Origin of the sequence: uncultured Murdochiella sp. (assembly GCF_902488755.1) — a bacterium.
GTDB lineage: Bacteria > Bacillota > Clostridia > Tissierellales > Peptoniphilaceae > Murdochiella.
Genome location: NZ_CABTXF010000008.1, coordinates 25,031 through 39,638, shown reverse-complemented (window position 1 = coordinate 39,638; position 14,608 = coordinate 25,031). Strand labels below are relative to the sequence as shown.

Sequence of the window (14,608 nt, the reverse complement as noted above, 5' to 3'; positions counted from 1 at the left end):
TCTTTTTCTTTTATTGTTTAGTCTGAGCATCTCGCTTTTTTCGGTCGCCTATAATACCAAGGGGTATCGAGCGCTTCAACAAGAGTTGAAAATCGAGGAAGCCACAGGCAAAACGAGGCAGGAACTGGACAATATCAATCGTGATATTGTCCTTTATCTGCAGACCGGAGAACCTTCGTTGATGACAGCGCATTTCGGCGAAAGAGAATGTGCGCACATGGTGGATGTCTACGCGCTCTTTTGTTTTGCTCGTGTGGTATGTCTGGTAAGTGCTGCTGGGCTATCAGCACTTCTGGTAGCCCGTTATAGAGACCGCAATCCGCAAAAGATGTATGTGAGCTGGCTCGTGCAAGCGTTGATATTTCTGCTTTTGGCTGCGTTGAGCTTTTTCGCTATGCAATCCTGGCAAAGTGTTTTTACGAACTTTCATCACCTTTTCTTTCGCAATGATCTGTGGATACTTAATGTAGAGACCGACCTCATGATTCAGATGATGCCGGAACCTTTTTTTATGGCTTTGGCAAAAGGCATTGCCATTCATTTTGTTATTCTTTCCCTTCTTGGTCAGGGAGTATGGATGCTTGCCGGAAAGCGCTTTTTCTCTTCGGAGAGGGTTATGCGGAAAGGAGAAACCAATGTTTGAATATACGGGAGACGGCGTGGCTTTTACGCTCTTCGGTTTAGAAGTGCGTTGGTATGGCATCTTAATTGTTACCGGTATGCTTCTTGCGGTATTGCTCAGCAGTCGGGAAGCCAAGCGCAAGGGCATGTCGGAGGATATTATCTACGATCTTTCTTTGTGGATTCTTCCTGCGGGGGTGATCGGCGCACGTCTTTGGTATGTGTTATTTGAACCGCAGCGCTTTTCCTCATTTTGGGATGTGATGAACCTTCGTACCGGCGGACTGGCCATTCAAGGCGGTGTTATGGCAGGCTTTTTGGCAAGCTGGCTGTTTCTTCGTCGGCGTAAGATTTCCTTTTTGCGCGTGGCGGATTGCATCATCCCGTTTTTGCCTTTAGCCCAGGCAATCGGACGGTGGGGCAATTTTTTCAATAATGAAGCCTACGGGTATGCGGCAGATGTACCCTGGGCAGTGTTGATTAACGGAAAACCGCACCATCCGACGTTCTTTTATGAATCTGCAGGCGATTTTCTGCTCTTTTTGTTTTTGTGGTACGTCTTGCGTAAACAAAACAAAAAAGACGGACAAGTTACTGCGCTTTATTTTGTATTTTACGGAATCCTGCGCTTCTTTGTGGAAGGCTTTCGCACAGACAGTCTGTATTTTGGACCGTTGCGCGTAGCGCAGATCTTAGCGCTGTTTGGTTTATTGCTTGGACTAGTCGGTTATGCGGTTTTAGCAAGGAAGAAAAGAACCTCCCCTTCAAAATAGTAGTGGAGAATCGCTTTTTACGTTGTGTTATTTCCTTCTGAAAGGGAAAAGACGCAAAATCATCTTTATTTTGATGATTTTGCGTCTTTTTTTGTTTTTTGGCTTGCGAAAAGCACACGAGTTGTCTAAAATGGTATCAAGAAGGCAGAAAGTGGTAAAAAGTGGGAGAAAGTGGAATGTTCATCGGAGAGTACAACCACAGTGTAGACGCAAAGGGAAGAGTTTCGCTTCCTTCTCGTTTTCGTGAAGATCTCTCTGACACGTTCATTATCACAAGAGGTATGGAAGGTTGCTTGTTCATCTATGACCAAACGGAATGGAAGGTCATGGATGAGAAAATCAACCAACTCCGTTTGACGGCAAAAGCGGCGCGAAATTTCTCGCGTGCGTTTTATTCCGGGGCAATGGAAGTCGCCTGCGATAAACAGGGACGATTTCTCATCCCACCACAACTCCGCGCCTTCGCCTCCATCGAACGTGATGCAGTGATTATTGGTGTCTCCGATCGCATTGAAGTCTGGGCAAAGGAGAAATGGGACGACTTCGTTTCTTCTGACGCTATGGATTTAGATGCCTTAACCGAGACGCTCAATGATGACGGTTTTGATTTGTAGGAGGAGAGTATGCCCTTTTCCCATGTTCCGGTGTTATTAGAGGAAACGATTGCGGAATTGGCAATCCGTCCAAATGGCTGTTATGTGGATGCTACCGTCGGAGGAGGCGGCCACGCTGTAGAAATTGTGCAACGTCTTTCCAATGGACGATTGCTTGCCTTAGATCAGGATGAGGAAGCATTGGCTTCCGCAAAAGCGCGACTTGCCGAATGGTCGGAAAAAGTGACCTTTGTACATACCAACTTTCGTCATCTGGGAAAGGTTCTTGACGAAAACGATATGTCGAAAGCAGATGGCATACTTATGGACATCGGGGTTTCTTCCTATCAATTGGATACAGCAGAACGCGGATTCTCGTATCACCATGATGCGCCGTTGGATATGCGCATGGATCAGAATGCGAATACACGGACGGCAAAAGACATTGTCAACACGTATTCGGAGAGGGAACTGACTACTTTATTCTATCGGTACGGTGAGGAGCGCTGGTCGAAGCGAATTGCTCAATTCATCGTAGTTGAACGTGGTGCGAAGCCGCTTGAAACATCCTTCGATCTGGTCAAGGTCATCCAAAAAGCCATCCCTAAAAAAGTGCGCATGCAGGATAAACATCCTGCAAGAAGGGTGTTTCAGGCACTTCGTATCGAAGTAAATCACGAGTTGGATGCCTTGGAAGAAGGTCTGCAACAGGCTGCAAAGCATCTTGCGCCCGGGGGACGATTATGTGTCATCACCTTTCATTCTCTGGAAGATCGTTTGGTCAAGAATGCATTTCGCCGACTAGCGGAAGGACCTCCGCTTCCGGCAGGATTGCCGGTGCGTTCGAACGAATATGCCTCTCCTTTTCATGTTTGTACACGTAAACCGATCGAGGCATCTCCGGAGGAACAAGCGCGCAATTCTCGTGCGCATTCGGCTAAATTGAGGGTATTGGAACGTTTCGCGCAACAGGAGGAAGAATAACATGGGCACAGCAGCACTACGTCGGTCGGAAAGTCTTGCTTTTCCGCAACCGCGCGAGATGCCGAAAAAGAGAAAGCGGTTAACGGTCGTCACGCCTCGGCAGCGGGAAATGTCGCCTACGCAACGAAAAAGACGACCGCAAGGTAAAGAGCGTACAAGGACGGCAGTAAACACGAAAGCGAAGACGATGTGCCATGCGAAAGCGGTAACAAGAACCCGCTCCCGCGTGCATCTCATTTACTGGCTCGTCATCACCGTTGTTACAGTCGCCACGGTAGTGTTGCTCATGACAAGTCTGCTGCGCTATAATGAACTGTCCGGATTGAACCGGGACATTCGAGAGACGGCTACACAAGTGGAAAATCTGCGCGCACAGCAGGATACGTTAGCCATGCAGTTAGCACCGTATATCGAAGCTTCGCGCATCGAGGATCTGGCGAAGCGTCGTCTGGGGATGCGCTATCCGTCTAAGGAGCAGGTGCTTTCTGCTGTACGCGATCCTGCCATGACGAGGAAAGATCGCACCGCTTCCGTTTTCGAGGAGAAGACGACGATTGCGGCAAGCCCGCAACACAAGGAGTAGTGCGTTGGGGTGAGCGATTCATGAGAAAAAACCAAAAGAACAATACGCCGAGACGAGTACATCCGTTCGCACGTGTGCGATTTGTTTTTCTTTTCGCACTGCTGATAGCTGCCGGATTTCTTGCTCGGCTTTTTTATTTACAGGTGGCCGCCGGTCAACCTTTTCAGGAAGCCGCGTTAGCGCAGCGAAGACGGACGGTTTCCATTACGCCTAAACGCGGAACCATATTTGATTCTGCCAATAGCCCGATGGCAGTTTCTGTAACAGTAAATTCCGTTTATTTTTTTCCGCAGGAGATAGAGGAAAAGGATAAAAAGGAGACTGTCGATCTCCTCTCGTATATTTTGCATATCGATAAGGAGAAGGTCGAAAGCGCGTTCTCTTCGTCGCGGTACGATGTTCTCTTAAAAACCAAATTAACGCAAAAAGAGATTGATCAGCTGCAAAGCTCCGGTTTGCGCGCGTATCGTGTGGTACAGGAAGCTGAGCGCTTTTATCCGAATCAGGACATCATGGCGCAATGTCTCGGTTTTGTTAACGACGACGGAAAAGGCGCTTATGGTCTTGAGGCACAATATGATGCTTTATTGCGAGGCAAGGGTGGACAGATGACGCTTTCGCGCGATCTGGGAGGCAATATCATTCCGACCGAGTCCGTAGAACGGTATGCCTCGGAAGAAGGGCAGAATGTGCATCTAACAATGAATTTGGATGCCCAACGTATTCTCTCTGAAGAGTTGCGAAGAGGTGTAAGTGATTCCAAGGCGGATGCCGGAACGGCGATACTCATGAATCCCAATACGGGAGAAATTCTCGCCATGGAAAGTTATCCTTCTTTCAATCCCAATACACCGTATGCGCCGGCTATGGGCATAGGCGAAGCGTCCTGGAAAGCCATGACCGAGGAAGAACGCTTGTCGCAACTCTATACACGGTGGAAGAATCCTGCCGTTTCCACACTTTACGAACCGGGTTCTGTTTTCAAAACGCTCACCGCATCGATTGCATTAGAAACGAAATCGTCCTTGCCGGAGAGTCATTATCTCTGCACGGGAAAAATAGAGTTGTCTCCGGGCGTGTGGATTCGCTGCTGGCGCCACGACGATCCACACGGTTCCCAAACGCTTGAGGAAGCATTGAATCATTCGTGCAATCCGGCTTTTGTGCAAATCGTGCGCGATATTGGAAAAGAAAATTTCTATTCCTATTTACGATCCCTGCGCATGGGGCAGATTACGGGGGTGGATTTACCGGGCGAGCAGGCATCTCTCTTTCCGGATACGATGGAAAAATTGGAAAACGTTCGGATGCAGACGATGTCTTATGGACACGGCATTTCTATAACTCCTTTAGAGATGATGGCTGCAGTCAATACAGTGATCAACGGCGGATATTATCGGACACCGCATTTATTCTCTTTCTCCTCTGCCCAGGACGGAAAGGTGCTGTCTCAGTTTCGCGAAAGTGTAACCGACCCTATTTTTTCCGAGGAAACGGTGGAGACCATGCGCCGCTACATGTTGAGCACTACCAAGGCATCGAATGCGAAAGTGTTGCGTATAAAAGATGTTGCCATCGGCTCGAAGAGCGGAACCACGTTGCTGTTAGAAGATGGCGAATACTCGGATAAGACCATTGCTTCCCTTTATAGTTTCTTACCCGCAGAAAAACCGGAAATAGCGCTCTTTGTTGTCATCCATTCTCCGAAGATTAATACGTTTGGCGGGGAAGTTGCTGGTGAAGTTAGTGCGAAAATTCTGGAACGTTTTCTGCCGTTAAAGAAGGATCCACAGCAGAAGAATGAAGGACAAACCGTACCCGATGTCTGCGGTAAAACGGTGGAGGAAGCGCGTGCACTGTTGCAAAAAGCGGGTTTTTCTCTTAGCGTCTATGGGGCAATGAACGACTATACCCTTGTAGACCGCCAAATTCCATCCGCGGGAACCGTTCAGCCCCAGCAAAGCGTGGTAGAATGTCGTCCGGACGACTCGGCTCGTTTTCGTGTTCCCTCTTTGGTGGGCATGTCTACTGAAGAGGCAAAACAGATACTACGTCAGGCGAATATCGCTTTCTCTTTTATAGAGACGGATCGGGGAAAAATCATAGATCAGGATCCGGCGGCAGGAACCGTCGTAGATAAGGAAACCGCTCTTGTCCTTTCGGCAGACCCAACGACAGAAGCGTCTTCCGCAGAAGAACAAGGATCGTCATCCAGCGCAGATGCGGATGAGTCGGCAGGACAATAGGAGGAGAAGAGAACATGTTTATACTCAAAGCGATCGTTCCTTGGGGAATACTGGCAGCGCTTTTATCTGCGGTTGCCACCTTTTTTTGGATTCGCTTTTCCCGAAAAGAAGAATGGGGACAGGAAATTCGTGAAGAAGGGAACAAGGCGCATTACAAGAAAAAAGGAACGCCGACCATGGGCGGCGTTGCTTTCACCGCCGTATTTTTACTTCTTCTTCTCTTCGTTGGAAAAGGAAATGTTGAAACGCTCCTCATCGCAATTTGCACGCTGGGTTTTGGTGCAATAGGCTTCTTGGATGATTGGGAAAAAATGAAAAAACGGGAAAGCGAAGGGTTAACGCCGCGGCAAAAACTCCTGCTGCAATTTGCCTTTGCGGCGGCGCTTCTCAGTGTCCATTATTTTTTTGCTCCGGCAATGGCGGTACAGACGATTCCGTTTTTTGGTTGGCAATGGAGACTCGGTCTGTTCAGCATCCCGCTTTTGGCATTTATTATGGTAGGCACAGTCAATGCGGTGAATCTGACGGATGGATTGGACGGACTTTGCGCCGGCGTTTCGTTGCCGGTTTTTCTGTTGCTTGCCTTTCTCAGTGGATATAACGCTGTCCAGGAAGGAAGTGTTGCGGTAGCGGCGATTCTCTTCGCCGGCGTTTTAACGGGATTTCTCTTTTTCAATAGCCATCCGGCTTCGCTGTTTATGGGCGACACGGGTTCTATGGCGATTGGCGGCGCATTGAGTGCTATATTGATGGTGATGAACCGTTTGCCTTCTCTTTTGGTATTGGGCGGCATTTATCTTATGGAGGCTCTTTCGGTAATTCTTCAAGTGGCGTATTTCAAGCGTACCGGAGGAAAACGGATTTTTCTCATGAGTCCGATTCATCATCATTTTGAACTTAAAGGGTATCCGGAAGAAAAAGTTACGGTGGCATTTACGTTGGCAAGTGTTCTGTTGTGTATGCTGGCGGTTTGGATTTGGTAAGATGTATACATTACCGGGAGGAACGAGAAAATGAATTTTAAGACAACATTACAAGGAAAGCATGTTTTGCTTTATGGAATGGGTGTTACCGGTCAATCCGCATTACGGACGCTTCCTGCAGCGGGATGCAAGGTCACCCTCTACGTCGATGGGGGGTTGACAGAAGAAGATAAAGCATTTATTGCATCTCTTGTGCATCCGGAAGAGATTACTGTGGTAGAGGATGTTTCTTCTCTCGCGTTAGATTCCTTTGCTTTTATTTTACGTAGTTCCGGCATTTCTTTTGCCACGCCGTTGGTAGAGCGTGCCCGTCGGGAAGGAAAACCGGTTTATACCGATTTGGAAATTGCCTATCGTCTATTTGGAGGAGAAAACCTGATCGCAATAACCGGTTCCAACGGAAAAACCACGACGACATCGCTTTTGGAATGGATTTTACGTCATGCCGGGAAAAAGGCGATCGCTTGTGGCAACATCGGTCTTCCTATTTTGTCGACGATGATGGACGCAGAAGAGGGAACGCTGTTTGTGACCGAATGTTCCAGTTTCCAATTGGAAGCAGTGGAACAATTCGCTCCTCATAGAGCAGCCATTCTTAATATTACCGAGGATCATCTCGAATGGCACGGCTCTTTTGAGGCGTATGCAAAAGCGAAGGCGACCATTGCTCATGCACAAAAGTCACGCGATACCCTATGGCTGTTGCCGGGAGATACTGTCTCGCAAGATGCAATCCATCAAGTGGGAACAGAGGCACAAATAAAGCAGGTGGATTTGCACACCCCTCTGATGGAAACGCTTCGTCAAGGGGGAGGTTGGCATTTAGTGGGAGAACACAACGTGCAGAACGCCGCCTTTGCTGTGGCAATTGCGGAGGATTTGGCGATTCCGCAGGAGGTTATCAAAGAAGCACTCTCGTCATTTTGTCCCATTGAGCATCGTATGGAAGATGTCGGTACGGTGCTTGGAGTACGCTACATTAATGATTCGAAAGGCACCAACGTCGATGCGACGGTAAAAGCCCTCTCCGGCATTCGTCAACCGATACTGCTCATTGCCGGTGGTTACGACAAAAATGTCTGCTTTGATGCCTTTTTCGAAGCATTTCGTCCCTATGGAAAAAAACTGTTGCTGATTGGACAAACGGCAGAAAAACTTGCCAAGGAAGCCTCCGAGAAGGGAATGGGCGATCGTGCGGTCATTGCCGGAAACTTGAAAAAAGCGATGGAATTGGCGACGAACATGGCAGAAGAAGGGGATTTAGTTCTGCTTTCCCCCGCCAGTGCCAGTTGGGGGCAATACAATCATTTTGAAGAGCGTGGTGATGAATTTCGCGCCTTGGTAGATGCTTGGAAGGAACAGAACGCATAACGGAATGGTTGAATGGGGAATGGGGCAAACATGCGGAAAGAAGAGCGACTAAACAAGAGAAGAAAACAGGGGGCTATGGATCGCTTTTTGTTCCTCCTTGTTCTCGCTTTGTCTTTTTTTGGCGTTCTTATGGTTTTTAGTGCCAGCGCTCCTTATGCACTCAAGCAATTTGGCGATGCAAAGTATTATTTTCTTCGCGACTTGGTGTTTACGATCTTAGGAATTTTGGTGATGTGGGTGGTCTCTCGCATTCCCTATCTCCTGTATCGCCGTTTTGCCGTTGCACTTTATGCGGTTGCTCTTTTCAGCTGCCTTTTAGTGTGGGTACCGGGCATTTCTTTTCCGGTGAATCAGGCGCACCGCTGGATTCATCTCGGTCCGGTGACCTACATGCCATCGGATGGATTAAAGATAGCTTCATTGATCTTATTAGTGACCCTGTTGACACGAAAACCGCCGGAAAAACGGGGTACTTTAGCGACGCTTTTTGCGGTCATGTTCTTCATCGGCTTCACTATTTTGCCGGTGTATCTCCAGCCGAATTTCTCAGCGGTAATAGTGATTTCTTCCGTGTTGCTCTTTGTTTATTTTGTTTATGGCATGAATCTATGGCATCTTTTTCCTATGATGGGAATGGCTCTTGCCGGTCTTGTCGTTGCTTTTTGGCCAAAACCGGGAAACTACCGTTTAGAACGTGTATTAACGGTCATCGATCCCATGCGTGACCCTTCGGGAAGTGGGTGGCAGCTGTTACAATCTCTTTACGCGGTTGCGTCGGGAGGCTTCTTCGGCGTTGGTTTTGGCAGAAGTGTGCAAAAATTTGATTACCTTGCAGACGAGCCGCATAACGATTTTATTTTCGCCGTTATTTCTGAAGAATTGGGGTTTATCGGCGCTTTGCTGGTGATTGTCGGATTTGGCTTGTTAGCCTATCGTGGAATAGCGATTGCCCAAAAAGCCAATACGCGCTTTGGACAGCTTTTGGCATACGGCTTGACGTTCATGATTTGTTTTCAGGCGATGGTGAACATCGGCGTGGCGATAGGCGTCGTGCCGACGACAGGCATTACGCTGCCCTTTATCAGCTATGGCGGCAGCTCGCTATTGGTAATGAGTGCCATGGTCGGGGTTCTTCTGAATATTTCTAGGGACACGTAGAAGGAGGCGGTATGCAGCGTGATGCAAAAAAAAGACAATCAGACCGTTTTTCTTCCGCTCCTTCCCAACGAAATAGGCGACAGGAAGAGAGGTTTGATACCCGTCGTCCATCCTTATCGCCTGGGCGCAGCAGTATTACGCAAGCCGGTCGTCATCAACATCGTAAGCGTGTACAGCGCCGTAAAAAGATAGTGCTGTTTTTCCTCTGCTTGCTTATCGTGGGGAGCATCCTTTTCTTCGTCTTAACGCGCGCTCCGTTTTTTCGTATTCAGTCCGTTCGCGTGGAGGGAAACAAGGTGTTGACGGATCGGGAAGTAATGAATGCCTTGGGGGATGTGGACAGCAATATTTTCACCTTTCCCACGAAACGTTGGAAGGAGCGTTTGATCCAAGTGGAAGGCATTGCCGACGCGGAGTTTTCCCGTGAACTACCGAATCGTCTGGTCGTAAAAGTCAAAGAAAACTTTGTACTGGGCGTTTTCACCTCTGCAGGACGACTGTATTATGTCAATGAACAGGGAAAAATTACCGACCATTATGTTCCGAAAAAAAATCGTCTAAAGCCTGTTATGCTGGAAAAAGAGGTGGAGAAAATCGGCATTGGAGAAGATTTCTTTTCCGATGCACGGGAGCTGGAATTTTTATCTACGCTTCAGGATATGCAACTGGTGGATCAAGTATCGAAAGTTCGTTTTGAAAAGCCACAGCGCATTGTTATAATGTATAATGATATTGTTATTCGTTTTGGACGACCGAATGACATCATTCATAAGTTTACCGATTTAGACGCTGTTCTGCGTGAGATTGAGAAGAAGGGCGTCAAAGCGCAAGAAATTATTTTGGACGAAGGGCAAAATCCGATTGTAGTTACCGGAAACGGACAACGCATCTCGCCTGATGCAAAAGAATCGGGAAAAGGAACGGGAGAAAACTGAGGGGGAGTCATGAACACATTCGACATGGAAGTAAACAATGACGGTTTAGCGAAAATTAAAGTACTTGGTGTCGGCGGCGGCGGAAACAACGCACTGAACCGGATGAAACAACAAGGATTGGCAGGCGTGGAATTTATCGCCGTCAATACGGATCGCCAGATCCTGGGTGTTGTGGATTCCGATAAGAAACTGCAGATTGGCATTAAACTGACGCGCGGTCTCGGATCCGGCGGAAATCCGGAGGTGGGAGAGAAAGCAGCGGAAGAATCCAAAAGCGACATCACGGAATTGCTTGCCAACACCGACATGGTCTTTATCACTGCCGGCATGGGCGGCGGAACAGGAACCGGTGCGGCACCGGTCGTTGCGGAAGCGGCGCGTTCCATGGGCATCTTAACCGTCGGTGTGGTAACAAAACCCTTTGGCTTTGAAGGACGTAAACGTCAAACCCAGGCGGAAAGTGGCATTAACAAATTAAAAGATAAAGTGGACACGCTTATCGTCATTCCGAATGACCGTCTGTTGCAGGTCGCCGAACGTCGTACCTCGATGGTGGAAGCCTTTGGCATGGCGGATCAGGTATTGATGAACGGTATTAAAGGTATTTCTGACTTGATTGCGGTGCCGAACATCATTAACCTCGACTTTGCCGATGTAGAATCCATCATGAAGGATCAAGGCATTGCCCACATGGGTATCGGTATTGCCAATGGTGAAAATCGTGCCGTAAACGCAGCAAAAGCAGCTGTCAAGAGCCCGCTTCTGGAAACCAGCGTCGATGGCGCAAAAGCGGTGTTGGTCAACGTTACGGCAGCCGAATTGGGCATTTTTGAAGCGAACGAAGCCGTCGAGATGATTCGCGAGGCCGTAGATCCTGACGCCAATATTATTTTCGGTGCCGGTGTGGATGAATCGCTCGGTGATGATATCAAGATTACGGTGATTGCTACTGGTTTTGATAACCGAAAAGTTTCGGCTAACGATGATGCCCCGGAGCGCCGTGAGCATCGTTCAAGCGAAGATAATTCTGCTGCTTCCCATGCAGCAGGCGCAGATGACATGGATATCCCGGAATTTCTGAGAAAGTATCGTTAGTATGAAATGTCCGTATTGCGGGTTTCCCGATACGAAAGTCATTGACTCGCGTCCTACCGAAGATAACGAGGCGGTTCGCCGCCGCCGCGCTTGTCTCAAGTGTAAGAAACGTTTCACGACGTATGAGCGCTACGAAGACCAAGCAATCGTCGTCATCAAAAAGGATGAAACGCGAGAACCGTTTATGCGTTCCAAAATTCTTAGCGGCATGATTCGTTCGGTGGAGAAGCGACCGGTGACGGTAGACCGCTTAGAAAAAGCGGCGGATGCCATTGAAACGCAACTGAATCACTTGAACCAGCGAGAAGTCACTACGGCATATATTGGCGAATTAGTGATGGATCAGCTTAAAGCGATTGACAAAGTGGCGTATGTGCGTTTTGCGTCGGTTTATCGCGAATTTGAGGACGTAGATAGCTTTTACAAAGAGTTAAGCAGCCTGACAGATGATGAGGCAGAGAACAGGACGGACGAATAAAGCCAAGGCGATCCAGAGGATCGCCTGCTTTTTTTCCGGACGGAGGGCGAATGGATTTATTGCAGAGACAGCAACAAAAAGAACAACGAAAAAATGCGCCTCTTGCGGACCGTTTGCGCCCAAAAACACTGGAGGATGTGGTTGGACAGGATGCGGTTCTTGCCGCCGGCAAGCCCCTTCGTCGTCTTATCGATGCGGATCGTGTGCCATCCATTATTCTATTTGGTCCTCCGGGAACCGGAAAAACAACGATCGCGCATGTGATTGCCATGAAAACTCGCCGTGCCTTTCGTAAACTGTCGGCAGTAACCTGTGGCGTAAAAGAATTGCGCGAAGTCGTTGAGGAAGCGAAACAAGCTCTTCTTTATGACCGGATGCAAACCATCCTCTTTATCGATGAGATTCACCGCTTTAATAAGAGTCAGCAAGACGCGTTACTTCCGCATGTGGAAGATGGGACGCTTACTCTGATCGGCGCGACAACCGAAAATCCGTTTTTTGAGGTCAATAAGGCGTTGCTTTCTCGCTGCCAAGTGATTGAGCTTACCTGGCTCTCGGCAGAGGCATTAGACAAGGTGCTGGATCGTGCGCTTTCCGATACGAAAGAGGGTCTGGGAGCATTCTCCGTGACACTGGATGCCGACGCCCGTCAGGTTCTTCTTGCTTCATCCGGCGGCGATGCGCGCGTGCTTCTCAATTCGTTGGAAATTGCCGTTCTATCGACACCGCCGGTGCAGGGGAAAGTACATCTGACGAAAGCGGATGTTGCGGAAAGTATGCAAAAAAAGCGCGTCCAATACGATAAAGGGGACGAAGAGCATTACAATACGATTTCGGCATTTATCAAATCGGTTCGCGGATCCGATCCCGATGCGGCTATTTATTATCTTGCCCGTATGTTGGCAGGAGGGGAAGATCCTCTCTTTATTGCTCGACGTCTTGTTATTTTGGCAAGTGAGGATATCGGTAATGCCGAGCCCTTGGGCTTAGTACAGGCGGTTAGCTGTTATCAAGGCGTTTCTCAAATTGGTATGCCGGAAGCGCGCATCCTTTTAGCACAGACAACGACCTTCCTTGCTTCGTCGCCGAAAAGCAACGCTTCCTATGTTGCTATTGATGAAGCACTTCGGCTGGTTCACGAGAATCCGCCGGCGGATATACCATCGTACTTAAAAGATGCCCATTACAGCGGGGCAGAAGCGCTGGGCAGGGGGCTTACCTACCGCTATCCGCATAATTATCCTTCCGGCTATGTCTTGCAGAATTATCTGCCGGATGAAATAATGGGAAAGACCTTTTATCATCCTGTCGGTCGCGGTGCCGAGGCAAGACTCAAGGAATATCTTGCGCGTCTGCCGATGGATAAGACTTCGGCGGAGAAAAATGGTGATCAGTAAGGAGAACGTATGGAAATCAAAGCATGTTATCGCGATGCGGAAAAGCACGCAAATGAAAAAATAACGATTCAGGGATGGATCCGTCAGTCGCGCATTTCCAAAAATGTCGGCTTCTTTATGGTGAATGACGGCACTTTTTTTCGTCCTTTGCAGGTCGTTCTTTCGCCCGATCTGGAAAATTACAGCGACGTGTCGCACTTCGCCGTAGGGTGTGCCATTTCGGTGGAAGGAATATTGAAGATCACGCCGGATTCTCCGCAGCCCATTGAATTGGAAGCAAAGTCGGTCACGTTGCTGGGCGATAATGCAGAGGATTATCCTATTCAAAATAAACGCCAAAGTATGGAATTTTTACGCCGATATCCCTATCTTCGTTCGCGCACGAATACATTCAACGCTGTATTTCGTACACGAAGCGAGATTGCTTTCGCGATTCATGAATTTTTCCATGGACGTGGCTTCACGTATGTGCATACGCCGTTAATCACCTCTTCCGACGCGGAAGGTGCAGGAGAGATGTTCCAAGTAACGACATTCGATCTCAATGATGTGCCGAAGACGGAACAAGGCAAGGTGGAGTATCGTGAAGATTTCTTCGGTGTGCCGGCGCACCTTACGGTTTCCGGACAATTAGAGCTGGAAGCATTTGCTCTAAGTCACCGTAATGTGTACACTTTTGGTCCCACTTTTCGAGCGGAGCATTCCAATACCACGCGCCATGCGGCAGAATTTTGGATGATTGAGCCGGAAATTGCATTCGGCGATCTCTGCGACATGATGGATTTAGCCGAAGATATGATGAAGCATATTTTGAATCGCGTTATGGAGCGTCTTCCGGAAGAGATGGAGTTTTTCAATCGTTGGGTAGATAAAGGACTCATCGAACGGTTGAATTTGGTGCGCAATGCGGATTTTGCACGCATGAGTTACACCGAAGCAATCGCTCTTCTGGAAAAAGAAAATCATCGCTTTACGTTCCCCGTTCACTGGGGAAGTGATTTACAGTCAGAACATGAGCGCTTCCTGACGGAAGAAGTCATCAAAGGACCGCTTTTTGTGACGGATTATCCGAAAGAGATTAAGTCGTTCTATATGCGCTTAAACGATGACGGAAAAACCGTCGCCTGTGCCGATATGCTGGTTCCGGGTATCGGAGAACTCATCGGCGGTTCTCAGCGTGAAGAACGTGAAGAGGTTCTGCTTGCGCAAATGAAAGAAAAAGGCATTAAGGCAGAAGACTATCAGTGGTATACCGATCTACGTCGCTTCGGCGGATGCGTACACAGCGGTTACGGTCTCGGCTTTGAACGTTGTGTGATGTATATGACCGGCATGGCGAATATCCGTGACGTACTGCCGTATCCGCGCACGGTAAATACTTTGCGTTGATG

14 protein-coding genes are annotated in these 14,608 nt (G+C 48.4%); all 14 read left to right on the top strand.

Translation table 11 applies throughout. The features are described from left to right. Positions 1–643, top strand: a 643-nt coding sequence (locus tag RDL68_RS01865) for a TIGR01906 family membrane protein (protein ID WP_308539972.1), incomplete at its 5' end; no start/stop codon positions are given. Continuing rightward, a complete protein-coding gene (gene lgt / locus RDL68_RS01860) occupies positions 636–1,394 on the top strand; it encodes a prolipoprotein diacylglyceryl transferase (protein ID WP_308539971.1) in 759 nt (252 codons plus the stop codon). The genes RDL68_RS01865 and lgt, both read left to right, overlap by 8 nt. Before the next feature lie 176 nt (positions 1,395–1,570). Next, entirely contained in the window at positions 1,571–2,008 is a 438-nt protein-coding gene (mraZ, locus tag RDL68_RS01855; protein WP_308539973.1) for a division/cell wall cluster transcriptional repressor MraZ, read from the top strand. Between the two features lie 9 nt (positions 2,009–2,017). Next, entirely contained in the window at positions 2,018–2,971 is a 954-nt protein-coding gene (gene rsmH / locus RDL68_RS01850) for a 16S rRNA (cytosine(1402)-N(4))-methyltransferase RsmH (RefSeq protein ID WP_308539970.1), read from the top strand. Position 2,972: 1 nt separating this feature from the next. Next, on the top strand, positions 2,973–3,554 hold the full coding sequence (locus RDL68_RS01845) for a cell division protein FtsL (protein ID WP_308539969.1): 582 nt from the start codon (positions 2,973–2,975) through the stop codon (positions 3,552–3,554). A 20-nt stretch (positions 3,555–3,574) separates the two neighbouring features. Further along, positions 3,575–5,800 (top strand): penicillin-binding transpeptidase domain-containing protein, encoded by a 2,226-nt coding sequence (locus RDL68_RS01840; protein WP_308539968.1) that lies wholly within the window; start codon positions 3,575–3,577, stop codon positions 5,798–5,800. Between the two features lie 14 nt (positions 5,801–5,814). Beyond that, the gene (mraY, locus tag RDL68_RS01835) at positions 5,815–6,783 is read left to right on the top strand and encodes a phospho-N-acetylmuramoyl-pentapeptide-transferase (protein WP_308539967.1); all 969 of its coding nucleotides are present in this window, start codon (positions 5,815–5,817) and stop codon (positions 6,781–6,783) included. Between the two features lie 30 nt (positions 6,784–6,813). Beyond that, the gene (gene murD, locus RDL68_RS01830) at positions 6,814–8,154 is read left to right on the top strand and encodes a UDP-N-acetylmuramoyl-L-alanine--D-glutamate ligase (protein WP_308539966.1); all 1,341 of its coding nucleotides are present in this window, start codon (positions 6,814–6,816) and stop codon (positions 8,152–8,154) included. A gap of 75 nt (positions 8,155–8,229) precedes the next feature. Next, entirely contained in the window at positions 8,230–9,312 is a 1,083-nt protein-coding gene (gene ftsW, locus RDL68_RS01825) for a putative lipid II flippase FtsW (protein WP_308539965.1), read from the top strand. 11 nt (positions 9,313–9,323) lie between these two features. Then, entirely contained in the window at positions 9,324–10,247 is a 924-nt protein-coding gene (locus tag RDL68_RS01820; RefSeq protein ID WP_308539964.1) for an FtsQ-type POTRA domain-containing protein, read from the top strand. A gap of 9 nt (positions 10,248–10,256) precedes the next feature. Then, complete coding sequence (gene ftsZ, locus RDL68_RS01815) at positions 10,257–11,342, top strand: cell division protein FtsZ (protein WP_308539963.1); 1,086 nt, start codon at positions 10,257–10,259, stop codon at positions 11,340–11,342. A 1-nt stretch (position 11,343) separates the two neighbouring features. After that, on the top strand, positions 11,344–11,820 hold the full coding sequence (gene nrdR, locus RDL68_RS01810; protein WP_308539962.1) for a transcriptional regulator NrdR: 477 nt from the start codon (positions 11,344–11,346) through the stop codon (positions 11,818–11,820). A gap of 50 nt (positions 11,821–11,870) precedes the next feature. Beyond that, on the top strand, positions 11,871–13,217 hold the full coding sequence (locus tag RDL68_RS01805) for a replication-associated recombination protein A (RefSeq protein WP_308539961.1): 1,347 nt from the start codon (positions 11,871–11,873) through the stop codon (positions 13,215–13,217). Positions 13,218–13,226: 9 nt separating this feature from the next. Beyond that, positions 13,227–14,606 carry an asparagine--tRNA ligase gene (asnS, locus tag RDL68_RS01800; RefSeq protein ID WP_308539960.1) on the top strand — a complete coding sequence of 460 codons (1,380 nt, stop codon included), beginning with the start codon at positions 13,227–13,229 and terminating at the stop codon, positions 14,604–14,606. Positions 14,607–14,608: the final 2 nt, after the last annotated feature.

Coding starts and splice junctions, on each gene's coding strand:
- lgt (WP_308539971.1), top strand. CDS start 636: ATGTTTGAATATACGGGAGACGGCGTGGCTTTTACGCTCTTCGGTTTA.
- mraZ (WP_308539973.1), top strand. CDS start 1,571: ATGTTCATCGGAGAGTACAACCACAGTGTAGACGCAAAGGGAAGAGTT.
- rsmH (WP_308539970.1), top strand. CDS start 2,018: ATGCCCTTTTCCCATGTTCCGGTGTTATTAGAGGAAACGATTGCGGAA.
- RDL68_RS01845 (WP_308539969.1), top strand. CDS start 2,973: ATGGGCACAGCAGCACTACGTCGGTCGGAAAGTCTTGCTTTTCCGCAA.
- RDL68_RS01840 (WP_308539968.1), top strand. CDS start 3,575: ATGAGAAAAAACCAAAAGAACAATACGCCGAGACGAGTACATCCGTTC.
- mraY (WP_308539967.1), top strand. CDS start 5,815: ATGTTTATACTCAAAGCGATCGTTCCTTGGGGAATACTGGCAGCGCTT.
- murD (WP_308539966.1), top strand. CDS start 6,814: ATGAATTTTAAGACAACATTACAAGGAAAGCATGTTTTGCTTTATGGA.
- ftsW (WP_308539965.1), top strand. CDS start 8,230: ATGGATCGCTTTTTGTTCCTCCTTGTTCTCGCTTTGTCTTTTTTTGGC.
- RDL68_RS01820 (WP_308539964.1), top strand. CDS start 9,324: ATGCAGCGTGATGCAAAAAAAAGACAATCAGACCGTTTTTCTTCCGCT.
- ftsZ (WP_308539963.1), top strand. CDS start 10,257: ATGAACACATTCGACATGGAAGTAAACAATGACGGTTTAGCGAAAATT.
- nrdR (WP_308539962.1), top strand. CDS start 11,344: ATGAAATGTCCGTATTGCGGGTTTCCCGATACGAAAGTCATTGACTCG.
- RDL68_RS01805 (WP_308539961.1), top strand. CDS start 11,871: ATGGATTTATTGCAGAGACAGCAACAAAAAGAACAACGAAAAAATGCG.
- asnS (WP_308539960.1), top strand. CDS start 13,227: ATGGAAATCAAAGCATGTTATCGCGATGCGGAAAAGCACGCAAATGAA.